This window comes from Terrabacter sp. BE26 (genome assembly GCF_041941675.1).
Classification (GTDB): Bacteria; Actinomycetota; Actinomycetes; order Actinomycetales; family Dermatophilaceae; genus Terrabacter.
In genome coordinates this window covers 82,944-106,936 of the sequence record NZ_CP090122.1, presented here as the reverse complement: position 1 = coordinate 106,936, position 23,993 = coordinate 82,944, and the positions used below count along the sequence as shown (strand labels likewise).

The 23,993-nt window shown below is 70.9% G+C and carries 24 protein-coding genes; 10 read left to right on the top strand and 14 right to left on the bottom strand.

Features of this window, described 5'->3' with window-relative positions:
* The first annotated feature begins 296 nt into the window (after window positions 1-296).
* Both LQK93_RS00520 and LQK93_RS00515 read left to right on the top strand, forming a co-directional pair.
* A complete protein-coding gene (locus tag LQK93_RS00520; RefSeq protein ID WP_374969635.1) occupies window positions 297-650 on the top strand; it encodes a hypothetical protein in 354 nt (117 codons plus the stop codon).
* Window positions 607-1,782 (top strand): hypothetical protein, encoded by a 1,176-nt coding sequence (locus LQK93_RS00515; RefSeq protein WP_374969634.1) that lies wholly within the window; start codon window positions 607-609, stop codon window positions 1,780-1,782. Before LQK93_RS00520 ends, LQK93_RS00515 begins: the two co-directional genes overlap by 44 nt.
* 97 nt (window positions 1,783-1,879) lie before the next feature.
* On the opposite strand, the gene LQK93_RS00510 is transcribed toward LQK93_RS00515, so the two are convergent.
* Both LQK93_RS00510 and LQK93_RS00505 read right to left on the bottom strand, forming a co-directional pair.
* Window positions 1,880-2,515: a TMEM175 family protein gene (locus tag LQK93_RS00510; protein ID WP_374969633.1), complete on the bottom strand. Its 636-nt coding sequence runs from the start codon at window positions 2,513-2,515 to the stop codon at window positions 1,880-1,882.
* Between the two features lie 55 nt (window positions 2,516-2,570).
* Window positions 2,571-2,870, bottom strand: a complete 300-nt coding sequence (locus tag LQK93_RS00505) for a hypothetical protein (protein WP_374969632.1) — start codon at window positions 2,868-2,870, stop codon at window positions 2,571-2,573.
* Between the two features lie 715 nt (window positions 2,871-3,585).
* Here LQK93_RS00505 and LQK93_RS00500 point away from each other — a divergent pair.
* On the top strand, window positions 3,586-3,774 hold the full coding sequence (locus LQK93_RS00500; protein WP_374969631.1) for a hypothetical protein: 189 nt from the start codon (window positions 3,586-3,588) through the stop codon (window positions 3,772-3,774).
* Window positions 3,775-3,843: 69 nt separating this feature from the next.
* Here LQK93_RS00500 and LQK93_RS00495 read toward each other — a convergent pair whose 3' ends face one another.
* Window positions 3,844-4,482, bottom strand: a complete 639-nt coding sequence (locus LQK93_RS00495; protein WP_374969630.1) for an NAD(P)-dependent oxidoreductase — start codon at window positions 4,480-4,482, stop codon at window positions 3,844-3,846.
* 234 nt (window positions 4,483-4,716) lie between these two features.
* On the opposite strand from LQK93_RS00495, the gene LQK93_RS00490 reads away from it, so the two are divergent.
* The 3 genes from LQK93_RS00490 to LQK93_RS00480 are packed head-to-tail and all read left to right on the top strand — an operon-like array spanning window position 4,717 to window position 6,763.
* Window positions 4,717-4,962 carry a hypothetical protein gene (locus LQK93_RS00490; RefSeq protein WP_374969629.1) on the top strand — a complete coding sequence of 82 codons (246 nt, stop codon included), beginning with the start codon at window positions 4,717-4,719 and terminating at the stop codon, window positions 4,960-4,962.
* 2 nt (window positions 4,963-4,964) lie between these two features.
* Entirely contained in the window at window positions 4,965-6,347 is a 1,383-nt protein-coding gene (locus tag LQK93_RS00485) for a DUF4331 domain-containing protein (RefSeq protein WP_374969628.1), read from the top strand.
* A gap of 26 nt (window positions 6,348-6,373) precedes the next feature.
* Window positions 6,374-6,763: a hypothetical protein gene (locus LQK93_RS00480; protein WP_374969627.1), complete on the top strand. Its 390-nt coding sequence runs from the start codon at window positions 6,374-6,376 to the stop codon at window positions 6,761-6,763.
* Window positions 6,764-6,863: 100 nt separating this feature from the next.
* On the opposite strand, the gene LQK93_RS00475 is transcribed toward LQK93_RS00480, so the two are convergent.
* The gene (locus LQK93_RS00475; protein ID WP_374969626.1) at window positions 6,864-7,160 is read right to left on the bottom strand and encodes a putative quinol monooxygenase; all 297 of its coding nucleotides are present in this window, start codon (window positions 7,158-7,160) and stop codon (window positions 6,864-6,866) included.
* A 316-nt stretch (window positions 7,161-7,476) separates the two neighbouring features.
* Here LQK93_RS00475 and LQK93_RS00470 point away from each other — a divergent pair, with 316 nt between their 5' ends.
* Window positions 7,477-9,627: a SpoIIE family protein phosphatase gene (locus tag LQK93_RS00470; protein ID WP_374969625.1), complete on the top strand. Its 2,151-nt coding sequence runs from the start codon at window positions 7,477-7,479 to the stop codon at window positions 9,625-9,627.
* Between the two features lie 25 nt (window positions 9,628-9,652).
* A complete protein-coding gene (locus tag LQK93_RS00465) occupies window positions 9,653-11,710 on the top strand; it encodes a SpoIIE family protein phosphatase (RefSeq protein WP_374969624.1) in 2,058 nt (685 codons plus the stop codon).
* A gap of 75 nt (window positions 11,711-11,785) precedes the next feature.
* On the opposite strand, the gene LQK93_RS00460 is transcribed toward LQK93_RS00465, so the two are convergent.
* From LQK93_RS00460 to LQK93_RS00445, 4 genes are read right to left on the bottom strand one after another with little or no spacing between them, the layout of a single operon-like run.
* A complete protein-coding gene (locus LQK93_RS00460) occupies window positions 11,786-12,694 on the bottom strand; it encodes a biotin-dependent carboxyltransferase family protein (RefSeq protein WP_374969623.1) in 909 nt (302 codons plus the stop codon).
* Window positions 12,691-13,305, bottom strand: a complete 615-nt coding sequence (locus LQK93_RS00455; protein ID WP_374969622.1) for an allophanate hydrolase subunit 1 — start codon at window positions 13,303-13,305, stop codon at window positions 12,691-12,693. The genes LQK93_RS00460 and LQK93_RS00455 overlap by 4 nt, the downstream gene beginning before the upstream one ends.
* Window positions 13,305-14,105: a LamB/YcsF family protein gene (locus tag LQK93_RS00450; RefSeq protein ID WP_374969621.1), complete on the bottom strand. Its 801-nt coding sequence runs from the start codon at window positions 14,103-14,105 to the stop codon at window positions 13,305-13,307. Before LQK93_RS00450 ends, LQK93_RS00455 begins: the two co-directional genes overlap by 1 nt.
* Window positions 14,106-14,140: 35 nt before the next feature.
* Window positions 14,141-15,484 (bottom strand): MFS transporter, encoded by a 1,344-nt coding sequence (locus tag LQK93_RS00445; RefSeq protein WP_374969620.1) that lies wholly within the window; start codon window positions 15,482-15,484, stop codon window positions 14,141-14,143.
* A 172-nt stretch (window positions 15,485-15,656) separates the two neighbouring features.
* Between LQK93_RS00445 and LQK93_RS00440 the strand changes: the two genes are divergently transcribed.
* A complete protein-coding gene (locus LQK93_RS00440) occupies window positions 15,657-16,373 on the top strand; it encodes a GntR family transcriptional regulator (RefSeq protein ID WP_374969619.1) in 717 nt (238 codons plus the stop codon).
* Window positions 16,370-17,551 carry a phytanoyl-CoA dioxygenase family protein gene (locus LQK93_RS00435; RefSeq protein WP_374969618.1) on the top strand — a complete coding sequence of 394 codons (1,182 nt, stop codon included), beginning with the start codon at window positions 16,370-16,372 and terminating at the stop codon, window positions 17,549-17,551. Before LQK93_RS00440 ends, LQK93_RS00435 begins: the two co-directional genes overlap by 4 nt.
* 29 nt (window positions 17,552-17,580) lie before the next feature.
* On the opposite strand, the gene LQK93_RS00430 is transcribed toward LQK93_RS00435, so the two are convergent.
* From LQK93_RS00430 to LQK93_RS00405, 6 genes are read right to left on the bottom strand one after another with little or no spacing between them, the layout of a single operon-like run.
* On the bottom strand, window positions 17,581-18,396 hold the full coding sequence (locus tag LQK93_RS00430) for a TIM barrel protein (RefSeq protein WP_374969617.1): 816 nt from the start codon (window positions 18,394-18,396) through the stop codon (window positions 17,581-17,583).
* Window positions 18,393-19,424 (bottom strand): Gfo/Idh/MocA family oxidoreductase, encoded by a 1,032-nt coding sequence (locus LQK93_RS00425; RefSeq protein WP_374969616.1) that lies wholly within the window; start codon window positions 19,422-19,424, stop codon window positions 18,393-18,395. Before LQK93_RS00425 ends, LQK93_RS00430 begins: the two co-directional genes overlap by 4 nt.
* Before the next feature lie 6 nt (window positions 19,425-19,430).
* Entirely contained in the window at window positions 19,431-20,435 is a 1,005-nt protein-coding gene (locus LQK93_RS00420) for a Gfo/Idh/MocA family protein (RefSeq protein WP_374969615.1), read from the bottom strand.
* 17 nt (window positions 20,436-20,452) lie between these two features.
* Window positions 20,453-21,385, bottom strand: a complete 933-nt coding sequence (locus LQK93_RS00415) for a TIM barrel protein (RefSeq protein WP_374969614.1) — start codon at window positions 21,383-21,385, stop codon at window positions 20,453-20,455.
* 45 nt (window positions 21,386-21,430) lie between these two features.
* Window positions 21,431-22,444, bottom strand: a complete 1,014-nt coding sequence (locus LQK93_RS00410) for a Gfo/Idh/MocA family protein (protein ID WP_374969613.1) — start codon at window positions 22,442-22,444, stop codon at window positions 21,431-21,433.
* A gap of 21 nt (window positions 22,445-22,465) precedes the next feature.
* Entirely contained in the window at window positions 22,466-23,962 is a 1,497-nt protein-coding gene (locus LQK93_RS00405) for a CoA-acylating methylmalonate-semialdehyde dehydrogenase (RefSeq protein ID WP_374969612.1), read from the bottom strand.
* Window positions 23,963-23,993: the final 31 nt, after the last annotated feature.

Genomic DNA, 23,993 nt, shown 5'->3' with positions numbered 1-23,993 from the left:
ATCTACCCCCAGACCTGTTGATCACGTGGTAGCCCTCCTCACCTCAGGGGAATGCCTGTGAGCACAGCGCGTCACATGACGATGCACGGCTCCAGGCCAGTGCCGATGGAGCGGCGACTCTTGAGTGTGGGCGAGGTAGCAGCAAAGCTCGAGCACAGGCTCTACGCGTCGGGGGAGACGTCTCAGGCGGTACGTGATGGTTGTGTGTTGCCGTCTACCACGGCTTGTCCAGCGTGATTGCACTACCTGGCTTCGTGGCCACCGTGGCTACGCACCTGGCCGGAACCTCGGTCGGGGTGGTCACGATCCCCGGCTGGCGCAGTGGCGGCGTCGTCGAGTCGCTCTCCACCCCCGCCTTGCTCGCGGAAGCCGGATCGCTGGCAGCTCAAGGCGCCACCGACCTTGGGATGCTGGCCAACGCCGACCGGCTGGTCGCCGATGACGGGCAGCGCTTCGCCCACGACGTGTCCGCGCTTGTCGAGGCCATGCAGTCACGCGACGTGCGCGTGCGGGTGATCCTGGACACCGACGGACACACGCCGTATGCCACCGCGGCGGCGTGCGAGTTGTTGGGCAGCACGGGTGCCTGGCTCTGCAAGACGGCTCATGGCGGGGCGCGCGGACGGGACTGTCCCGCATACAGCTCATGAGAGCGGCACTGCCGACGAGGTCAGACTGAAATGGACGTTCCCCGTCAGGTCACTCGACTCATGGCCCGAGCTGCCAGTCGGTCGCCCGTTCGCTCGGGCGTTTGCAGATGGGTACTACGGGTACTTCGTCGCCATGGAACAGGTTCGCATCGGCCTGGTCGCCGACCCGGCCAAGCCCACCGAGATCGCGCGCCGGATGCGCGACCGCGGCGGGCGGGACGGCGGGGATGGGCAGGCCTGGGACATCGAGGTGGTCAGTGAGCCGTTCACCCTGGCTTGCGAGGACGTGGACACCGCACTGTCACGACTGACGGGGCGCGCCGAAGAACACCAGTGGGACCTGGTCGTCGGACTCACCGAGCTTCCCCTTCGGGACGGCGACGGCCGATACCTGCTGATCGAGACCGACCCCCAGCGACAGACGGCGGTGCTGTCCCTGCCGGCGCTGGGCGGACTCCGCATGCACGCACGCAGCAGACACGCGCTGAGCGAGCTCTTCGAAGGCATGGTGGACTCCGACTCGCGAAGCAGACGCCGCGTGCCGCTGCCTCGCCGTAGTGGCCGCTGGCGCCTGCTGCTGGGGATGGTGCTCGCCAACCGCCCGTGGTTGCTCGTGCCCGGACTCAAGTCGGCGTTGGTTGCGGCACTCACGACGGGCGGCATTGCCACCATCAACTCCACGGTGTGGCAGGTGGCCGTGTCGCTGCCCTTGTGGCGCCTGGTCGTGGCGATGATCGCCTCAATCGCGCTCGTCGTCGGTTGGCTCGTCATCGACGGCAAGCTCTGGGACCGTCCGGACGAGGAGTCTCCAGAGGCGCGCGACAGGTCACGGCTCTACAACACCTCGACGCTGGTGACCCTGTTGGTCGGGGTGGTCATCTGCTACATCGCCCTGTATGTCCTCAACCTGGCGTGGGCACTGTTCGTCCTCGATCCCGGCGTGATGAGCCGCAACGCCCGCATGCCCGTGGGGTACGGCGACCTCTTCCGGCTGGCGTGGTTCGTGGCGTCGGTGGCGACCATCGGCGGCGCGCTGGGCAGCAGTTTCGAGTCCGACGAAGCCATCCGCGCGGCCGCGTACTCCAAGCGGGAGGAGGAGCGGCGCAACCGGCTCGCGCGCAACCACACATGAAGAACGTGAGCCGCTCAGGTGGGCATGTGCCCGCCTCGCTGGGGGCTTGGCTGACTCGAGCAGGCGGTCCGTTCCCGCAGGCTGTCGATCATCCGGCTCACCCCGCGTCAGACGGGCTGGTGCCCTCGGGCGGCCCGTCGCCCAGGATGGGGGTCTGCTCGAAGACGTAGTACGCGGTGAGCGCGGCATAGAGCAGCAGCATCGCCGGTGCGCTGACGAGCCCCAGGAGCGTCACCAGAGGATAGAGCAGGGTGCCGACACCGAAGCGCAGGACGGCCCGGTTGGCCTGCTGTGGTGTGACCGGCCTCGTCGTCAAACCAGCCCGAGTCATGTGCCACAGCATGAGCGTGAACGACACCGCCATGCCCTCGGTGCTGACGCCGTAGAGCAGCACGGCGAGGCTCGTGCTCGAGCCGTGCGAGGGGTAGAGGTACTCGGCGAGGGTGGAGGTGGTGAACGGGATGGTCGTGACGAAGAAGAGCAGCAGCAGGTTGTAGAACAGCAGCCGGCGGTCGACGCGTGCGACGAGGTTCACCACCGCGTGGTGGTTGATCCACACGACCCCGATGACGAAGAAGCTGACGGCATACGCCGCGAACGATGGCCAACCCTGCTGGAGCTGGGTGGACAAGGGCTCCGGCTCGGCGGCGGAGGCGTGCAGGTCGAGGACCAGGAGGGTGATCGCAACGGCGAGCACCCCGTCGCTGAACGCCTCCATGCGTGCGCGCTCCACGTCCTCATGATGGCAGTGGCCGGGCTCGACGCGACTCGCTCCTCGGTGATGGGCCTCAGGCCTCGAGCGGGTCGATCGACAGCGCGATGGGGTCGGTCGACAGCGCGACCGGGTCGATCGACAGCGCGACCGGGTCGACGCCGGCGATCCCCCAGAGGTGGGTTGCGACGCGCTGGAGGTCCTCCGTGACCTGAAGCACATTTCTCGCCGTGGTGCGCACAACGACCTCAGTCCCTCCCTTGAGCGGGTGGGAGACGACCGTTCCGGGGACCAGGGCGAGCAGTCGCGCGTCGACCTCTTCGGACAGCACCTCGTCGAAGGCGGCGCGGACGGCGTAGTCGGGCATGGTGCTCATGGTGTCACTCCCACCGCGTGGGCGTAGGGCCTTTGGTGCCAACTGACCCCGTCTGTGGGCCAACTCGTCCCGAGCACAGCGCGACCCGGTCTGGGCCGCTGTCCTCGCCGAGCGACAGCGGAGGACGGTCTGCCCGGCCGGTCTGGCCAGTAGGGCTAGCCGGGCGCCACCCACGGGGGCGGATGCGCTGGCGGCTGCACTGCGCGCCGCTGATCACTGGAGCGCAGGACCCCTTGGCGGCCGAGGGCAGCACCGGTGGGGCGGCCGAGTCCGTTCTGCCGGTTGAGGATGCCGCGCTGCAGGCGCAGCTCGTCACGTAGCCCCGGCGGCATGGGCAGCCCACGCCTGCCGAGCTCAGCGGCGTACCTTTCCGTGGCATCGAGCAGTACGCCACGAGCCGCCGACAATCGTGCCGGATCAACCTTTCCCGCCCGCAGGACCTGCACGTTTCCCCGGGCAGCCCGGACGAGCGACATCAACTCCGCCAACTGCGCCCCACGAGGCTTCGGAACGGGCGGATCGGCTGGCATGAGGGACTCCGTTCTTTCGCCGCAGGATGCCCCGACCCCCATATCGAACCCTACGCCCGCCCGGCCACAGCAGGCCCGTTCTCGACGTGGCCGCCTCGGCCGGTCAGCCGTGGCCGCCCCGGACTCGGGTGCTTTCCGCGGAGGCACAATGGACTCGCGCGACCTACTGCGCCTGGAGGTGGAAGATGCCGACCAATACCGGCTCGGAGTCGGGCGCCCGCGTTCCCCCGGACTGGGCTTTGGCCCAGGCGATGAACGGCCTGGACGACAACGACACCGCGGGCCTCGTACAGCGGGCGTGGGACCTCGTGCGCGACTACGAGGACGAGCGGCACGACGAGGACGACGACCCCGATCAGGGCGGCGAAGCCTGACCCCGACCAGCCAGCGCCCCCGTGGGGAGGCGCTGGGTGTCTGTCAGGCCGCCGCGCTCGGCGAAAGGTTCAGTACGCGACGCTCATGTGCGCGCGGTGTCGCGTCGGGCGTTCGATCTCGTCGACGATCGCCGCGGCGAAGTCCGCGCCGGAGATGTTGGAGCCGCCCTCTTCGTCGAAGAGGGCGATGTCGTCGCCAACCCTGAAGCCGCTGGTGCGCTCGCCGGCTACCCCTGCGCCGTAGCTGGCTGCGGGGCTGACGAAGACCCAGTCCAGGTCCTCGGGGGCCTCCTCGGCGAGGAGGGCCCGGGTTGCCTCCCCCTCCAACGCCTCGTCGCGGAACTCCTGGGGAATGTCCCCCTCGACGAACCGCGGCGCCCCCTGCGCGGGGCGCAGCGAGCTGAACCCGCCGACCTGGATGTAGCGCGCGCCCGCCGCGGCCGACTGACGGGCCAGTTCCCGGTAGACCTCTACGAGCCGGCCCGACATGTCACCGCGTGGCGAGATTGCCGCCACGACGGCGTCGGCCCCCGGGATGACACGCTCGGCCACCTGCTCGGCATCGCCGGTCTCGTACCGAACGCCCGGGATGGGGTCATCCGGCACGGACCGGCTCACCGACACGACCTGGTGGCCGCGCGCGGATGCCTCGCGGACGACGTTGCTGCCGGTGAAGCCCGTGCCCCCGAAAACGACGATGGTAGCCATCCCGATCTCCTTGCCCACAACAGCGTTGACCTCTCAAGTTACTGCCTCACAGTGCAGGGGCCAGGCAGTTCGCCGGACCCGACCGGAATGCCCGCCACGGGCTTGCGGCGCCGACTGCGAATCCCAGCCGAACGCATGCCCGCGGCGTAGCGTCGAAGGGGGTCCCGACCACGTCGGCTCATCCGACGAAAGGTCGCCACCAGCGAAGCGCGGTCCCTGTCAGAAGGAGCAGACATGTCCAGAACCTCGCGCCGATCCTTCCTGGCCGTTGCCGGGTCCGGCGCCGTCACCAGCGCAGTCGTGGCCGCAGCGCCCGGAAGCTGGGCAGCACCCTCATCGCCCGGGACGGGCGCCCAACCACTCGTCGCCCACGTGTGCGACGCCTCGGCGGGGACGATCGTGCTCTACGTCGGCCACGACGAGGTTGTCGTCCATGACCGCGACCTCGTCCGACGCCTCACCCGAGCAGCGGGGCGCTGACGATGTCGTCGCACCGGGAAGCGCCCGAGATCTCGAAGGACCCCGTGGCCGACAACACCGACGTCTACGCCTTCGTCAGTCCCGACAAGCCGCACACCGTCACTCTCATCGCGAACTTCATCCCGTTCCAGAGCCCGCAGGGCGGCCCGAACTTCTACGAGTTCGGTGACGACGTCCTCTACGAGATCCACGTGAGCAACCGGGGCGATGTCCGCGCCGACGTGACGTACCAGTTCCGGTTCACCACGAAGGTGCGCCACGCCGACACGTTTCTCTACAACACAGGCCCCCTCACCTCGATCGACGACCCGAACTGGAACCGCCCGCAGTTCTACTCCGTGACCCGCGTGGCCCGTGGGAAGGAGCCACGGCACCTGGCCACGGACCTGGCGTGCCCACCGGTCAACATCGGTACCCGCAGCACCCCGCACTACGGAGCCACCTTCACTCATGCGGCGGTGCACCCGATCCAGGGCGGCCGGACCGTCTTCGCCGGTCAGCGCGGCGACGCCTTCTACGTCGACCTGGGCAGCGTCTTCGATCTCGGTGCCCTGCGCCCCTTCCAGAACCTGCACCTGATCCCGCTGCCCAGCGCCGCCGGGGTGAACGGGCTGCAGGGACTCAACGTGCACACGATTGCGATCCAGGTGCCGATCTCCGACCTGAGCCGTAACGGCGACCTCCCCACCGACCCGATGAAGGCCTCGTCCGTCATCGGCGTGTGGGCCACCGCGAGCCGTCAGAAGGCTCGCATGTGGGACCCGGGACAGGGCCGGCCGGTAGGCCACGGGCCCTATGGCCAGGTCTCCCGGCTCGGCAACCCGCTCTTCAACGAGGTCATCGTTCCCATGGCCCACAAGGACCGCTGGAACGCCCTGCCCCCGAACGAGGACAGGCAGTTCGCGAAGTACGTCGCGCGACCGGAGCTCGCGCGCCTGCTGCCCGCGCTCTACCCCGGGGTCTTCCCTCACCTGGCCGCCTACACGAAGAGCCGTGCGGACCTGCTCGCCATCCTGCTGACCGGCATCCCCGCGGGGGTCGTCCCGGGCTTCCAGAACTACACCGGCGCCACGCAGGCAGACCTGCTTCGGCTCAACCTCGCGGTTCGGCCGAGCGCCCACCCGAAACCGATCGGCCTGATCGCCGGTGACCCGGCCGGTTTCCCCAACGGACGTCGGCTCCTCGACAACGTCGTCGCCATCGAGCTGCGGGCGGTTGCCGGGGCAACGATCCCGCTCGTCGACCCGTCCTTCAGACCCGACAAGGCCGCGGCCCTGCTCGAGGACGGCACGACCAACACCAACCTGGCACTGTTGCGGACCTTCCCCTACATGCCAGACCCCGCGGGCGGTTTCCAGAGCAAGCCCGGCACACCGGCCGCCTGACTCGACGACGGGAAGGGAGAACCGCTGTGGCCAGCACGGAGAACCCGTATGCCGGGCAGGGGCCGGTGCTCCTCGACATCGGCGGCGACGTCGGCGCCCTCGTGGTCTCGATGCCCGCCTCGACCGAGGGGCTCGAGGTCGAGATCCGCCCCGCAGGCGCGGTGGCCCAGCCGACCCACGGCCAGTTGGGCCACGACCCTGACGGCACGGCAAACCACCACGACCACGGGGAGCGCCCGCACGTGGGCGTGGTGGGCCGCCCCACCCGCACCGGTGTGTCGTACGCACTGGTCTACCCAGCGGTGGTCGAGGGCGAGCACGAGCTGCTGCCCTTGCCCGACGGTCCGGTCGTCATGACGGTGACCGTCTCCGGGGGAGAGGTGACCCGAGCCAGGTGGCCCGACGGTTGGGCATGACGACCTGACGTCATCACGCATACGGGCTCGGCGATACCCGCGTGGGCCACGGCTCGCCGAGACCGTTCGACAAGCGGCCGGATCGGCCACCGGGTCGAGGTTACTTGACCGCGAGCACGTCGATCGGCCTGATGTCGGCGGCTTCAGCCAGTAGGTCCGAGGCGACGTCCTGGAGGGCCGCCGGGATCCGGCCGTTCACGTGGGCCTGACGGGCCTCCTCGCTCTCGAAGGTGTCGAAGATCCCGTATGTCGTGTCGTCGAGTCGGAATGCGTACCAGTTGACGGTGCCCTCTTCCTGCGCGGCCAGCTCTCGGCCCTGCTTCAGGAACGCCGCGAGCTCGTCACCCTTGCCGGGCTTGGCCTTCAAGATCGCCAGCAGTCCTCGGTCGATGGTCATGGATGGGTCCTCTCGTAGGGATGCAACCCGACACTACGGATCGGAACTGCGGGGCGGCATCGGCAGATCTGCCGATAGCGAGCGTCGGCAGGTCGGGCGCAACGCTGACCCTCGTCATCGAGGTCATGCGCGGGCCCGCTGCCATCCTTGCGCCGGCGATCCCCGACCACTCGGGGTGTGCTTGCGCACATCGGGTGCTATGCCCGCCAGGCGGGCGTCCGCTACCGTCGTCCGTGGTGCGCGACCGCGGAACCTGATCACAGGGACGTCCTGGACCGATGGGCGACAAGGGCGGTGGCCCGCGAGGAGTGTCCCGATGGCAGTGACCCTGTTGCCTCCACGGCCTCCGTCGGCGTTGGTCGCCGGCGGTGTCGTCCTCGGGGCATGGGTGGCGGTGGACGTGCTGGCCGACTTCCAGGTCAGCGGGCTGTTCTGCCTGGCCGCGCTCGTCGTTGCCGTGAGCGCGTCGCCCCGGCAGACACTGATGATCTCGGTGGCCGCGGTGACGGCGGCCGTGGCTTCGGGGTTGTGGAACGACAACCTCGGGTCCGCGGCATGGTTGGTGAGGCTCGCCGGTTGCGTGATCGGCTGCGCGTCGGCGATCGTGGCCGCCCAGCTCATGGAGCACCACCGTCAGGTGCTGCAGCACACCAGTTCGCTGGCCCAGGGACTGCTGGATGCCCTCGCGGTCGAGCTCACCGGTGCCCGCACGGTGAAGGAGGTCGCGAGCGGCTTCGTGGGGCGCGCCGCGGCCCGGTTGGGTGCGAGCTCCGGGATGGTCTTCGTCCTGGACGCCGACCAGATGATGCGGTCGATCGTGTGGATGGGGCGCGGCGGTCCGGAGGCGGACCGGTACACCGAGTTCCCGGTCGACGCCGACCTTCCCGGCGCAATTGCCGCTCGGGAAGGCACGCCGAGGCACTACCGGAACCGAGCCGCGATCGAGGCGCAGTTCCCCCAGCTGCGCGGCTACTACCGCGACGACCGGAGCCTGCACGTGCTGCCGCTGACCCGCGGTGACAGGACGGTGGGGTTGCTCGCCCTGACCTTCCCGGTCGGGGTCATCGTCACCGCCGAGGAGGGTCTGCTTGTTGCGTTCAGCGGAGCGCTCGCGGCGGCACTGACCCGGGCCCAGGAGCTGGAGGCCGCCGATGCGGCCGCCCAACGTACGCAGCTGCTGGCTGAGGCGTCGCTGTCCCTGTTCCGCACGCACGACGTCGACGGCACGCTGGCCGAGGCGTGCCGCCTGCTGGTGCCGCGCCTGGCCGACTGGTGCGTGATCCACCAGCTCAAGGACGGCCAGCTGGTCACGGCGGCGCTGCGGCACCGCGACCCGCAGGTGACGGCGTGGGCCCAGTCGATGCGTGACGTCTTCCCCGCCGACATGGACGCCGCAACCGGGGCCCCGGCCGTGATCCGGACCGGCCGCTCGGAGCTCTACCCGTACATCCCCCGGGAACTGCTCGATGCCGCGGCGACCAGCGACGAGCACGCCGAGGTCCTGCACCGGCTGGGCATGGTCAGTGCGGTCATCGCCCCGATGCCCGGACACGACGGTGTCATCGGCGCCATCAGCCTCGCCCACGCCGAGTCGGGGCGCCGCTTCACCTCCGAGGACGTGCGCTTCCTCGAGGACCTCGCCCGGCGCATCGGGCTCGCCATGGACACGGCCACGACCCTGAGCGAGCAGCGCGATCGCCTCACCGATGTCACCGCGATCGCCGAGGCGGCGCAGCTGGCCATCCTGGCCCCTGTCCCGGCCCGGGTTGGGTCGCTTCGGCTGAGCGCCCGGTACGTCAGCGCCGCCGAGGAGGCCCAGATCGGCGGGGACCTGTACGAGGTGGTTCCCGTGGAGGACCGCGTCCGGCTCCTGGTCGGCGACGTTCGCGGCAAGGGCCTTCCCGCGGTGCGCACGGCCACGGTCGTGCTCGGCGAGTTCCGCGCCGCCGCGACCCAGGAGCCGGCCCTGCCGGCGCTGGCCAAGCGGTTGGACCAACAGCTGCGTCCCTGGTTGGACAGCGAGGAGGACTTCGTGACCGCGTGCCTGATCGACATCGGACCCGACGGCTTCTTCGAGGCCGTCTCGTGCGGGCATCCGCCGCCCTTCCACATCTCCGGCGACGGCTGGCAGCCCATCGCTCTCGACCCCGCACCCCCGCTGGGGCTGGGGGTCGAGCCGACACCGGGTCGCGGGCGGCTTCACCGCCGCGACCGCCTGCTCCTGCACACCGACGGCCTGCTGGAGGCGCGCACCGCCGTTGGGCACTTCTTCGACCCGGACACGCTGCAGGTGCTCGCCGCGCACGAACCCTTCGAGCAGGTCCTCGACGGGATGCTGCAGCAGCTGCGCGCGAACACGTCCCAGCGCCTGCAGGACGACCTGGCCCTGCTCCTGGTCGGGTACGACCCGTCGGATGCCGCGCCGCCCGGTCCGGCTCTCGGTCGCGGGCTGAGCACCGACGGCTGAGGAAGAACGGCCGTGGCCACCAGTCATGAGCGTGGCCGTCTGCTTTGCACCCTCGACAGGGTGTCCTTCTTCGGTTCAGGTCCCTACTGTGGGCTCCATGGTTGTTCGAGCTCGACCTGTCACCTCGAACGACCGGACGGGGCCGATGGGTGACCCCGCGTCGGTGTGCGACGCCTTCGAGGCGATCAACCTGATCATGGCCTCGTGCGAGGGGCCGGACCTGCGGGTGACGGCGGCCAACGCCGCGTTCCGCGCGTTCACCGGCCGCACCGACGTGATCGGGCGGCCGATCCGCGACTTGATGCCCGAGTGGGAAGCCCAGCGGATCGTCGCCATGGCCGAGCGCGTGTACTCCAGCGGTCAGAGGGAAGTCGGTCGGGAGTGGCGCATCCAGGTCGAGCCCGAGGGCGCCGGCGAGGTGCGCGAGTTCTTCATCGACTTCACCGTCGACCCCCACACCGACGCCGACGGCAAGGTCCACGGGGTCGTCGGCCACGCCTTGGACGTCACGGACCGGGTGGTTGAGCGCCACGCTGCGCAGCGGCAGGCCGCGGACGCGGCCCATCGCTACGAAGCCGTACGCGACGTGGTGGCCGAACTGCAGCAGGTACTCCTACCGGCGGATCTGCCGGTGATGCCGAGGGCCGCCCTCGCCGCCCGGTACCTGGTGGCCGCCCAGGACCAGACTGCCGGTGGGGACTGGTTCGATGCCGTACCGCTGCCCGGCGGCGCGCTCGCCCTCGTGGTCGGTGACGTGGTGGGACACGGCGTGGCCGCGTCCGCGGCGATGGGGCGGCTGCGGACCCTGCTGCACGAGATGCTCCGGGAGACCGGCGACGTGCCGGGCTCGCTGGCCAAGCTCGACCGGATCGCAGCCCGGGCGGTGTCGACGCGTGCGGCCACCGTGTGCGTAGCCGTTCTCGACCAAGACACGGGCGCCTTGACGTACACCACCTGCGGGCACCCGCAGCCGTTGGTCGTCGCCGCGGACGGCTCGACCCGCTATCTGCCCCGCACGGGCGCCGGGCCCCTGGGCACTGGCTCACGGCCGACCATGGGCACCGACGCGCTGGCGGCTGGCGAGGTCCTGATCGTGTACAGCGACGGGCTCATCGAGCGCCCGGGCCGGCCGCTGGAGGCCGGCATGGCCACGCTCGCGGGCGTCGCCGGGGACGCCGTGGCCAACCGCGTCATGGCCGAAGGTGCCCCACGGTCGGTGGTCGATCGGATCTGCCAGCAGAGCGTGGAGCTGCTGACCCGGGAGGGCTACGACGACGACGTAACGGTGATGGCGGTTCAGCGTCGCTCACGCAGCGTTGAGCCGTTGCACCTGGACGTGCCGGCCGGGCGCGCGGGCTACCTGTTGCTGCGGAAGTCACTGGCAGGCTGGCTCGACGAGCTCGACGCGACACCCGAAGACCGGTCCGCGGTCGAGCTGGCCGTCAGCGAGCTCGCGGCCAACATCGTGGCCCACGCCTACGCGCCCGACGACGCCGGCCCCATCCGCCTTGACGCTCGGCTCGGCGACGACGGGGTGCTCGAGATCGTGGTGGCGGACGAGGGCCTGTGGCAAGAGCCGGCCCCGACCCCGGACGACACCAGCGGTCGGGGACTGTGGATGGTCGGCAGGCTGCTCGATGACCTGCTCGTGACGCACCGCGACGGCGCGGCGGGGACCGTCGTGACGGTGCGGCACCGGATGCACCATCCCGCCGTGCTGGACCCCGAGCCGTTCCGGCCGGCGACGCCGCACGACGGTGGCGAGTTCGCCGCCGAGATCGACGCGGGTCACCCCCTCAGCCTTCGGGTGTCGGGTTCGCTGAGCTTCGCCACGGCATCTGAGTTCGCCGAGATCCTCGGCGAGTCCAGCCGTGGGGGAGTCCACCCGCTCGTCCTCGACCTGACCCGGGTCGACGTGCTGGCCAGTGCCGGCGTCAACGCCATCTTCAGCGCACTCTCCGAGCATGCGACCCACAGGCACCAGCTCCACATCGTCGCAGCAGCCGGCACGGTGCCAGCACAGGTCCTCGACCTGGTCGGGCTGCCATACACCGCCGTGAACGGGTCCGCCCCAACGCGCTGAGCCAACCCACCCGTCGCCCGCGGACAAGCACGTTGCTGCCAAGCCCCCGCACCTCACGCGCGCCGCGCCACGAGGCTAGGCGCGGGAGTTCGGGTCGACCATCCGCTCCGGGGCGAGGCCCCTCTGGAGCAGGTCCGGCTCGAGCGTGAAGCGCACCTGCTGCCCGGGCCTGACCTGGGCGACGAGCGGCAGGTCGTGCGGGTGCACGACGGCGATGACGGGATAGCCGCCGGTCACGGGGTGATCCGCCAGGAAGATGACGGGCTGACCGTCGGGGGGCACCTGCACGGCCCCTTCGACGAGTCCCTCGGACGGCAGCTCCTCGGTGCGGTTGCGTTGGAGCTTGGGGCCAGAGAGCCTCACGCCCACCCGGTCCGCGTGTCCCGTGACCTCGAATCGGCCGGTGCGCAGTGTGTCGAGGGCCTCGACCGTGAACCAGTCGGCGCGGGGTCCGGGCGAGACCCGGAGCACCGGCGCCACGGGCAACTCGGGCACCGGGGCGACGTCGACGCCCGGGACCTGGCCGACCGCCGGACCGACGGCCAGACGGTCGCCCTCGCGCAACCGTTGCGGGCCGAGGTGGGCGAGCAGGTCGGTGGCGCGGGCCCCGAGGACCGGTGTGACGGCGAGGCCGCCACGGACGGCCAGGTAGGTACGCACGCCGCGTGACGGCATACCGACCTCGAGGGTCTGCCCGGCGCCGACGGTGACGGGCGCGTGCATGGCGCGGCGGAGGCCGTCCACCACCACCGCGCAGGGGGCCCCGGTCAGGGCCACGGTCGTGGCTCGCTCGAAGCGCAGGGCGAGCCCGCCGAAGGTGATCTCGAGCGCAGCGTCGTCCTCGGAGTTGCCCACGAGCCGGTTGGCCAGTCGCATGCTCGGTCGGTCCGCGGCGCCGGAGCGGCCCACGCCGAGGTGTGCGAGTCCGGGCCGGCCGAGGTCCTGCACCGTCGTGAGCGGGCCACTGCGCAGCACCTGGATCATCGCCGCGCCTCGGTGAAACGCACACGCGTGCCGGGTGAGAGCAAGGCCGGCGGCTCCCGGTCGAGGTCCCACAGCGGCGCCACCGTGCGCCCGATGAGCTGCCATCCGCCGGGTCCCTCGCGCGGGTAGAGGCCGGTGAATCCGCCTGCCAGAGCGACGGATCCGGCTGGGACGCGCGTGCGCGGCGTGGCGCGGCGGGGGACGGCGAGCAGGGGGTCGCCCCCGGCGATGTAGGCGAAGCCGGGGGAGAAGCCGGTGAAGGCGACCGTGTGCGCGGCGGCTTGGTGGCGCCAGACCACCTCGGACGCGGGTATGCCGGTCAGCTCGGCGACCTCGGCGAGGTCCTCACCGTCGTAGGTGACCTCGATGGTGACCTCAGGGGTCCGCGCCACGTCGGCGACGGTGTCCAGGGCGGTGCCTTCCACCGTGGCGGCCAACCGGGCGTGCGTGGTGGAGCCGTCGAAGGTCAGCAGCACCGTTCGGGCCGCCGGCACGAGGTCCACGACGCCTGTGGGGCGGTCCTGGACGAGCGCCCGGTGCAGCTGCATCACCTGTGCCAGGTCGTCGCACTCGACCAGCAGCCCGTGGTGCCCGGCGGGGAGAAACCGCATCAGCCGGGTCCTCCGGTGAAGGGCCGCAGCTCGACCCCCGCGCCCTCGAGGGCGCGCCGGACCGCCTGGGCGATGCCGACCGCCCCGTCGGTGTCGCCGTGCACGCAGATCGAGCGCGCGTCGACCGTGATGGTCGTGCCGTCGACGGCCTCGACCGTCGACTCTGTCGCGATCTGGACGCACCGCGCAGCGATGATCTCAGGATCGTGGAGGACCGCTCCGGGCTCGCGCCGTGACACCAGCAGCCCGTCGGCGGTGTACGCGCGGTCGGCGAAGGCCTCCGGCACGGCTGTCAACCCCGCGGAGTGGGCCTCGCGGACCAGGTGGGATCCGGCCAGGCCGAGGACCGCCAGGCTCGGATCGTAGGTGCGCACGGCCCGGGCGATCGCCTCGGCGATCTCGGGGTCACCGGCCGCGGCGTTGTAGAGGGCGCCGTGCGGCTTGACGTAGGTGACGCGGCTGCCGGCGATCCGAGCGAAGCCGTCGAGGGCGGCGATCTGGTAGATCACCTCGTCGATGAGCTCCTCGGGGTCCATGGCGATGAAGCGGCGGCCGAAGCCGGCGAGGTCCCGGTAGCTGACCTGCGCCCCGATGCCCACGCCGCGCTCGGCGGCACGAGTGCAGACCCGACGCAGCGTGCTGGGGTCGCCGGCGTGGAAGCCGCAGGCGACGTTGGCGCTCGTGACGAGCTGGAGGATGGCCTCGTCGTCGCCGAGGCTCCACCGGCCGAACCCCTCGCCGAGGTCGCTGTTGAGGTCGACGGTTCTCCGCGGTCCGGTGCCGGCGACCGCCTGGTCCACACGAGGCCTGTCCGCGCCCGGTACGTCCACTGCGGTCACGCCTCCTGTCGGGCCGCCGCCGTGCGGGCAGCGCCGCTCGGCTCCGGCGCGGCCTGCAGGTCGGCACGGCACGTCTCGGGCGCCGCCAGGACGCAGGCGACCGTGACGGCGAGCATGGCGACGACGTAGACGGACACGGCGACCGAGGAGTGGAAGTGGTCGAGCAGGGCGGTGGCGATGATGGGTGCGAGTCCACCGCCGACGATTCCCGCCAGCTGGTAGCCCATCGACGCGCCCGTGTAGCGCACGCGGGTCGGGAACATCTCGCTGATGAACGACGCCTGCGGCCCGTACATCGCGGCGTGCAGGAAGAGGGCGACGATCGCGGCAACCATGATCAGCAGCGCGTTGCCGGTGTCCAGCAGCGCGAAGAAGGCGACCACCCAGATCGCCGCGCCGACCGCACCGAGCAGGTACACGGGGCGTCGGCCGAAGCGGTCGGACAGGTGCCCGAACCAGGGGATGAAGACGATCTGCAGGGCCGCCGCGACGAAGACGGCGTTGAGCGCGTAGCTCTTCGGCAGCCCCAGGTAGGTGGCGACGTACGTCGTGATGAACAGCACGAAGATGTAGAACGCCACGTCGACGCCCACTCGGGCACCGATCGCGAGCAGGACCTGCCGCGGGTAGCGCCGGAGCACCTCGACGATCGGCGGGTGGGCGTCGGTCGGGGCGTCGGACGACTCCTGGAAGAGCGGGCTCTCGGCCAGTGACCGGCGGATCCACAGTCCCACGATCACGAGGATTCCGCTGAGCAGGAAGGGGATCCGCCAGCCCCAGGTGAGGAAGGCCGTGTTGGAGGAGATGCCTCCCATGAGCGACAGGACGCCGTTGGCGAGAAGCAGCCCGATGGGCACGCCCACCTGGGGCCAGCTCGCGTTGAGCCCGCGACGCCGGGGGTGGCCGCTCTCGAGGGTCATCAGGACGGCGCCGCCCCACTCGCCGCCGAGGCCCAGGCCCTGGAGGAAACGCAACACGACGAGGATGGCGGGAGCCCAGGCGCCGATGCTGCCGTAGGTGGGCAGCAGCCCAATCGCGAACGTGGCCAGCCCCATCAGCAGCAGCGTGACGACGAGGACGTTCTTGCGGCCGAGCCGGTCGCCGAAGTGCCCGAAGACGACGCCACCGAGCGGCCGCGCCACGAAGCCCACAGCGAACGTGGCGAACGCGAGGAGGGTCCCGACCAGCGGGTCGAAGTGGGGGAAGAAGAGCTTGTTGAACACGAGCGCCGCAGCCGTGCCGTAGACGAAGAAGTCGTACCACTCGAGGGAGGTGCCGACGAGGCTGGCGACGATGACGCGGCGCGCCGACGAGGCCTTGGGCCGTGGGGGGTGGGACATGAACGCCTCCTGGCTCCGCCGGCGACGGCGGTGTCGACCGGGTGCACCCGACGGTAGAGGATTGTTGAGCAATACGACAAGAGAATCTCTGAACGTCGAGCAGATCGCAGGGGTAGGCTCCGAGCGAGCGGCGCCCCCTGATGTCCCTGCCTGACCAACGAACCGAGGTCCCATGACGCTCCGTCCGGCCGAGCCGATGCTGGACCTGCCGCCGCTGCCGCGCCGGGCGAGCACCGCCCAGACCGTGGCGAGCGTGCTGCGATCGCAGATCGCGGGCGGGCGCATCCTGCCCGGCGTCCAGCTGCGCGAGGAGCGCATCGCCGCCTCCCTCGAGGTGTCCCGCAACACCGTGCGGGAGGCCTTCCGGCTGCTGTCGCAGGAGCGGCTGGTCGAGCACGCGCTGCACCGCGGCGTCTTCGTGCGGGTCGTGGGCCCGGAGGAGATCCGCGACATCTACCGCACGCGAGGGCTCGTGGAGCCGCTCGGCCTGCGTGCCACCGCCGCGGACCCGGCGATCCTGGCCGGCATTCGCAACCTGCTCGAGCAGGCGAGGGCGGCTGCGGCAGAGGGGGATTGGGACGCGGTGGGCACGGCGGACATCGCCTTCCACCGTCAGCTCGTCGCCGCCTGCAACAGCGTGCACCTCTCCACCATGTTCGAGGGCCTGCTCGCCGAGCTGCGGCTCGCGTTCCTGCGTCTTGCCGACCCTCGCGGCCTCCACGAGCCCTTCCTCGAGCGCAACGACGCGATCCTCGACCTCCTCGAGCGCTCCGACGTCGAGGGTGCAACGGCCCAGATGCGCGACTACCTGGCAGCCGCCGAGTCCCGGCTCCTCGAAGCCATCGACACGCCGACACACCCGGCGCACCCGTCCAGGAGGACGTCGTGACCCTCAGTGCCCGCCCCACCACCTCCTGGCTCCTGCCGGAGGACTGCAGGCTCGCCGACCTGCGAGAGGTCCTGGCCGAGCGCACCCGGCTCGAGGACGCCCCGCACGCGTCACGGCTCGAGGGTGAGGTCCCCGTCTACACCGCCGACCGCCTGGTCGCAGCAGGGGCCACCCACGAGGAGGGCCGGCGCGCGGTGCTCGCCGAGGTGGCCGGCATCCTCGCTCACGGGCCCGGGATCGTCGTCGTGGAGAGGGCGTTCGAGCCCGCCGTGGTCGACCGGGTCACGGCGGCTTTTCAGGGAATGATCGACGAGCAGCGCTCTGCCGGAACGGCTTCCGGCGACCACTTCGCCAAGCCGGGTGCCAACGACCGCGTCTGGAACGCCCTCGAGAAGCTGGCGGTCGCGGACCCCGAGGCGTTTGTGGACTACTACGCCAACGACGTGCTGGCCCTCGCAGCGACGGCTTGGCTCGGTCCCGGCTACCAGGTGACCTCGCAGGTCAACGTCGTCAACCCCGGCGGGGCCGGCCAGACGGCGCACCGCGACTACCACCTCGGCTTCGCGAGCGACGAGACCTGCGCTCGCTACCCGGCACACGTCCATGCGCTCTCGCAGGTGCTGACGCTGCAGGGCGCGGTGGCCCACTGCGACATGCCCGTCGAGTCCGGGCCGACGCTCTACCTCCCGCACAGCCAGAAGTATGCGCACGGCTACGTCGCGTACCGGCGGCCCGAGTTCCAGGAGTACTTCGACGCACACCACGTCCAGCTGCCGCTGGCCAAGGGTGACGCCGTCTTCTTCAACCCCGCGCTCTTCCACGCGGCCGGGACGAACCGCTCCACCGGCATACGGCGCATGGCAAACCTCTTGCAGGTGTCGTCGGCGTTCGGCCGGGCGATGGAGGTGGTGGACCGGCAGCGGGTCGTCGAGGCCGTCTACCCGACGCTGCTGGCGCGGCGTGTCGCGGGGGCGGGGGAGCGGGCGGTTGTCAACGCCGTCGGCGCGAGCGCGGAGGGGTATGCGTTCCCGACCAACCTCGACCGCGACCAGCCGATCGGCGGCATGGCACCACCGACCCAGGCGGACGTCGTCATGAACGCACTCGCCGAGGGTCTCGGGCCGCACGAGCTGCACCGCCGCCTGGACGCCCACGCGCAGGCCCGTCTCAGCCACTGACGCTCCTCCTGCTCGGCTCGGGGCGGGTCTCAGGGGGTGAAGGCGTCGCGGAAGCGCTCGAGGGCCAGCTCCGAGTCGCCCGACGCGAAGGCCTCGAGGCCGATGGTGCCGCGGTAGCCGAGGTCGGCGAGAGCCCGTGCGATGGCCGGGTAGGCGATCTCGCCGGTGCCGGGCTCACGGCGTCCGGGCACGTCGGCGACCTGGATCTCGCCGATCCACGGCAGCGCACGGCGGCACAGCTCGATCAGGTTCCCCTCGCCGATCTGGGCGTGGTAGAGGTCGAGCATGAGCCGCAGGTGCGGGCTGTCGACCGACTCGACGAGCGCCAGGCAGTCGGCCGCGCGCCCGAAGGGGACCCCGGGGTGGTCGAGCTCGGTGTTGAGGTTCTCGAGGACGAACTGCACCCCTTCGCGCTCGCCCAGGTCTGCAACGCGGCCCAGGGTCTCGCGGGCCCGGAGCCACATCGCGCCGGTGACCTCGTGGGCCGGCCGGGCCGGGAGTCCCTTGTCGTCGAGGCCCGTGCCGTGGAGGTTGAGTCGCGGGACGCCGAGCCGCTTCGCGACGGGCACCGACTCGGCGGCGGTCTCGAGCAGCTCGTCGGCACCCTCGCGGTCGGCCAGGCGCCCACGGACGTAGCCAGTCATGGAGGAGTAGAGCACGCCCTCCTCGCGAAGGGCCTCCAGTGCATCGACGTCGAGGCGCGTCCAGTCCCAGATCTCCACGGCGAAGCCCAGCTCGTGGATCCTGCGGACGCGGTCGACCACGGGCAGGTCCAGGAAGACCATCTCCGAGCAGACGGCGAGCGTGAACGGGCCGACGTTCGCGGCGGCGGACAACGAGGTCATGCGACGACGTCGCGGTCGTCGTCACGGATCGTGACCGTGCCGCCGGTCTCGACCGCCTCGATGCACGCGAGGGCGATGCGGAGGGCGGCGCGTGCGTCGTGGCCGCCGACGGTGGTTCGGGTCCCGGCGCGGACCGCCGTGCAGAAGGCGGCGAGCTCGGCCGCATACGCGTCGGCGAAGAGGTCGGTGTCCCTGCGCACGGTCGGCGCCGAGACGCCGTCGACGGTCCAGAGGCTCGTCGCCAGGGGCGCGGGGCTGCCTGCCTGCACGATGCCGGCCGACCCGAAGACCTCGCCGCGGACGTCGTAGCCGTAGGCCGCCGAGAAGCTCGCCTCGGCGACCCCGATGGCTCCGTTGTCGTAGCGGATCGTGACGACCGCGGTGTCGAGCAGGCCGGTCGCCTTGAAGTCCGGGGCGACGAGGGCGTCTGCCATGACGGACACCTCGACGGCGCGAGCCCCTGCGTTGAACCAGTTGAGCGTGTCGAAGTCGTGGACGAGCGTCTGGGTGAAGATCGTCCACGGCGGCACCGCGCCGGGGTCGGGCAGGCCGGGATCGCGGGTCAGCGACCGCAGCAGCTGCGGGGTCCCGATGCGCCCCTCGGCGACGGCGTCGTGCGCCCACGCGAAGTCGCGGGCGAACCGGCGGTTGAAGCCCACCTGCAGGGGTATGCCGGCCGCCTCCGCCGCGGCGATGGCGCGGTCCGCGTCGGCGAGGGTCATCGCCATCGGCTTCTCGACGAAGACGGCCTTGCCGGCGCGAGCGGCGGCGACGACGAGCTCGGCGTGGGCGGTGCTGGCGCAGGTGATGGCGACGGCCTCGATGCCGGAGTCGTCGATGACGGACTGCGGGTCGGGGCGCCAGTCGACGCCGAGGTCCTCGCCGAGGCGCCGTGCCGAGGCCTCGACCGGGTCGGCGACCGCGACGAGCTGGGCCTGGTGCAGGTTGCGGCCGAGGGTGGTGGCGTGGTGGGTGCCGATGCGGCCGGCGCCGATGAGGCCGATGCGCACGGGGTCTGTTGCGGTCATGGCGCGTCAGGCGTAGAAGGCGGGCTTCTCGATCATCTCGACCTCGACGACGCCGTCGTCGGTGAGCGCCTTGACACCGGCGTCGCAGACGCACGCGGCGGCATACCCGTCCCACGACGTCGACCCGGTGTGCTCGCCTCGGGCCACCGCGTCGATCCACTCCTGGACCTCGGTCACGAACGCGCCCCAGAAGCGGTCGTTGTGGTCCCTGGCGATGGAGTGGCGGTGGCCGGCGGTGTCGCGCACCTCGACGGCGTTCTGGTCGGCCAGCGACACCGTGCCCCTCTCGGCGACGGCCTCGCAGCGGATGTCGTAGCCGAACTGGCAGTTGACGAAGATCTCGTCGTCGACGCGCACGCCGGACTCCGTCTCGAGGACGAGGACCAGTGGGTCCTGCAGGTGCTCGAAGCGCAGCGACGTCTTCTTCGGCTTGTCGACGCGCGCCGATACGAACTCCTCGCCGAGCAGCCAGCGCATCGTGTCGACTTCGTGGATGGCGGTGTCGTTGATAGCCATGTCCCACGTGTAGTGCTGCGGCACAGTGGGATTGCGGTGGGCACAGTGCACCATGAGGGTCTCGCCCAGCTCGCCGGAGTCGAGCAGTGCCTTCATCTGCCGGTAGCTGCGGTCGAAGCGCCGCATGAAACCGACGGTCACGAGCCGACGCCCACCGGCCTGCTCCGCCTCCATGATCCGCAGCGCCGCCTCGGCGGTCGGCGTCAGCGGCTTCTCGCAGAAGACCGGCTTGCCGGCAGCGATCGCTGCCAGCACGTCGACCTCGTGCGCGGGGCCGTAGCTGCAGATCATCACGGCGTCGACCTCCTCGGCGGCGATGAGCTCGGCCGACGACGGGTATGCCGTCCCGTCGATCCGCTGGGCCACCTCCTTGGCGCGTACCTCGTCCACGTCGGTGACGGCGACGACGTGACCGCCGGCGATGACGGTGTGGATGCGGTCGATGTGGGCCTGGCCCATGCCACCGGGACCGATCATGCCGATGCGAACAGTCATGTCGTGTGACTCCTTCGTCACTTGAGGCCGAGGCCGATGGAGGCGAGGTACTCGCGGGTCTGGATCGCGTTGGGCAGCGGGTAGGACGGGTCGCAGGGGTACATGTCCTGCTCACACACGACGTAGAGCTCCTTGTCGAGGTCGCCGAGCGCCGCGACGAGCGACGGCATGTCGGGGGCCCCGGCAGGTGGCGCGACCGAGCAGCCCTTGGCGACGGCGAGACCGAAGGGCCAGTCCTCGTCGTGAGCCTGCTTGACCAGGCCCTCGTCCATCGCCTTGATGTGGACGTAGGAGATGCGCTCGGGGTACCTGCGGCACAGCTCCATCGGGTCGCCGCCGCCGTAGACGATGTGCCCGGTGTCGAGGCAGAAACCCACGTACTCGGGGTCGGTCGCCTGGAAGATCCGGTCGATGTCGGCCGGCGTCTCGATGTGGCTGTCGCCGTGCGGGTGCAGCACCATCTGGAGGCCGTAGTCCTCCTTCATGATCCGCCCGAGCCGGTCGGCGTTGGCGATGTAGGTGTTCCACGCCTCGGTCGACAGCACCCGGTCGTCCGTGTACTCCCACGTCTTCTCGTCGCGGAACATCGGCGGCAGGTGCACGATGTACTCCGCGCCGACGGCGGCGTGCGTCTCGGCGATCTCGCGGAACGTCTTCTCCGTGTCGGCCCACGCCTCCGGCTTGTGCAGGACGCCCCAGCCGGTGCCGGCCACGACCTGGAAGCCGCGCTTGTCCATCTCCTCCTGCAGCCGCTTCGGGTCCTTGGGGAAGTAGCCGAACGGCCCGGTCTCCATGACCGAGAAGCCGGCCTCGGCCATCTCGTCGAGTGCTGTCTCCCAATGGATCTGCTTGTCGTCCTCGGGGAACCAGACGCCCCACTGGTCGGGGCACACGCCGATCGTCAGCTTGCTGTGGCGCTCGTCGGTGTTGCGGGCCCTGGACTCGGCCATGGTGCTTCCTCTCGCTTCCTCGGGCTGCGGCTGCGTCGCCGCGGGTCACCCGGTGGTCTGGGGGTGGGCGACGACTCGCCCGGCGGCAACGGCCCGCGCCGCCGCGGCTGCCTCGTGGTGGAGCCCGGCGTGGCCGATGCGCGGCTCGTCGTAGCGCAGCTCGCGACCGTCGTGGGCGCGCAGGGTGAACCCGCCCGGCTGGTGGAAGGGCCCGTCGACGTGCAGCGTCGCGGCGGATCCCACGACGGTCGCGGTCGAGGGGGTGTCGCCGAGGATCGTGGCGAACAGCGACGCCACGCCGCCGTTGGCGGTCAGCGCGGACACCGCGATCTGGCCGTCCACCCGGTCGGGACTGAGCTCCGTCGGGGCCGGGGCCACGGACTCGTGGACCTCGTCGAGGTTCCCGAGGACCCACCGTGCGAACCACAGCGGGTAGGTGAGCAGGTCGTGCCGCGGGCCGCCGAAGAGGTCGGCGCGCATGATCCGGTGCTCCCGGCCGAAGTGCTCGCCGATGTCGGCCTGCACCGAGTGCACGGTGCCGAGGGCACCGGCGTCGAGCAGCTGCCGGATGACGTCGAACTTCGGCAGGTACGCCGACCACAGTGCCTCCATGAGGAACAGCCCGCGGGTCCACGCGAGGGCCTCGAGAGCGGCCACCTCGGCGCGCGAGGTGCCCATCGGCTTCTCGATGACCGTGGCCTTGCCGGCCTCGAGCGCCAGGGTCCCGTTGGGCAGGTGCAGGTGGTGCGGCGTCGCGACGTAGACGACGTCGACGTCAGGGTCTGCGACCAGCGCTGCGTATGACCCGTATGCCGCCGGGCGCTCGACCAGCTGCCCCGTGCCGGCGCCCGTGTTGCGCGCGACGAAGGCGTCCGCGAACGCGTCCGCCCCCGACCGGGTCCGCGACCCGACGGCGAGCAGGCTCTGGCGCGTGTGCCGCACCATCGCGTCGCAGAAGCGCTGCGCGATCCAGCCCGTCCCGAGGACGCCCCACCGCAGGGGCGGGGCGTCCATGGGATCCGGGCTGCGCGGCGCAGGCAGCGCCTTGGGGAACGACATCCGTCCGGGAACCCTTGCAGCTCAGTCGTTCTGCGGGAAGCCGAGGTTGAGGCCACCGTGGCTGGGGTCGAGCCAGCGCGACGTCACGACCTTGCCGCGGGTGAAGAAGTGGACGCCCTCGATGCCGTGGGCGTGCGTGTCGCCGAAGAGGGAGCTCTTCCAGCCGCCGAACGAGTAGTACGACACGGGCACGGGGATCGGCACGTTGACGCCGACCATGCCCACCTGGACGTTGCGCTGGAACTTGCGTGCCGCGCCGCCGTCGTTGGTGAAGATCGCGGTGCCGTTGCCGTAGGGGTTGGCGTTGATGAGCTCGAGCCCCTCGTCGTAGGAATGGACCCGCACCACCGACAGGACGGGCCCGAAGATCTCGTCGTCGTACACCGACATCCCGGGCTTGACGTTGTCGAAGAGCGTCGGCGCGAGGAAGTACCCCTCACCGTCGGAGTCGAAGTCGCTCTCACGACCGTCCACCACGAGCGTCGCGCCGTCGGCCACGCCGGAGTCGAGGTAGGAGGCGACCTTGTCGCGGTGCTGCTTGGTCACGAGCGGGCCCATGTCGCAGCCGCGCGTGCCGTCCCCGGTGACGAGCTTGCCCATCCGGTCCTTGATCTTGCCGATCAGCTCGTCGGCGATCGGCTCGACGGCGACGAGCGCCGAGATGGCCATGCACCGCTCGCCCGCCGAGCCGAAGCCGGCGTTGACGGCGGCGTCGGCGGCGAGGTCGAGGTCGGCGTCCGGCAGCACCAGCATGTGGTTCTTCGCGCCGCCAAGGGCCTGGACCCGCTTGCCGTTGGCGGTGCCGGTCTCGTAGACGTACCTCGCGATCGGCGTGGACCCGACGAACGACACCGACTCGACATCGGGGTGCGTCAGCAGTGCGTCGACGGCCTCCTTGTCGCCCTGGACGACCTGCATGACACCGTCGGGCAGGCCGGCCTCCTTCCAGAGACGCGCGATGGCGACCGCGGCGGAGGGGTCCTTCTCCGAGGGCTTGAGCACCACGGCGTTGCCGCAGGCGATGGCGATCGGGATGAACCACAGCGGCACCATGGCGGGGAAGTTGAACGGCGAGATCACGGCGACGACGCCGATGGCCTGGCGGATCGAGTAGACGTCGACGTTCGTCGAGACGTTCTCGCTGAAGCCGCCCTTGAGCAGGTGCGGGATGCCGCAGGCGAACTCGGCGACCTCGAGGCCGCGCGTCACCTCGCCGACGGCGTCGGACAGGACCTTGCCGTGCTCGGCGGTGATGAGGGCTCCGATCTCCTCCTTGCGGGCGTTGAGCAGCTCGCGGAAGGCGAAGAGCACCTGGGCGCGCTTGGCGAGCGACGCGTCGGCCCACTCCTCCCAAGCCGACCTGGCGCTCTTGACGACGTCGTCGACGAGGGCCGCCGTGGCCAGGTCGAGGACGCCGGTCTGCTCGCCCGTGGCGGGGTTGAAGACCGGCGAGGTGCGCTCGGCGGTGCCGGTCCACGGCCTGCCGTCGATGAGGTGGGTGATGCGGGTGGTGCTCATGCTGGGTCCTTCGGGTGAGACAGAGGAACGT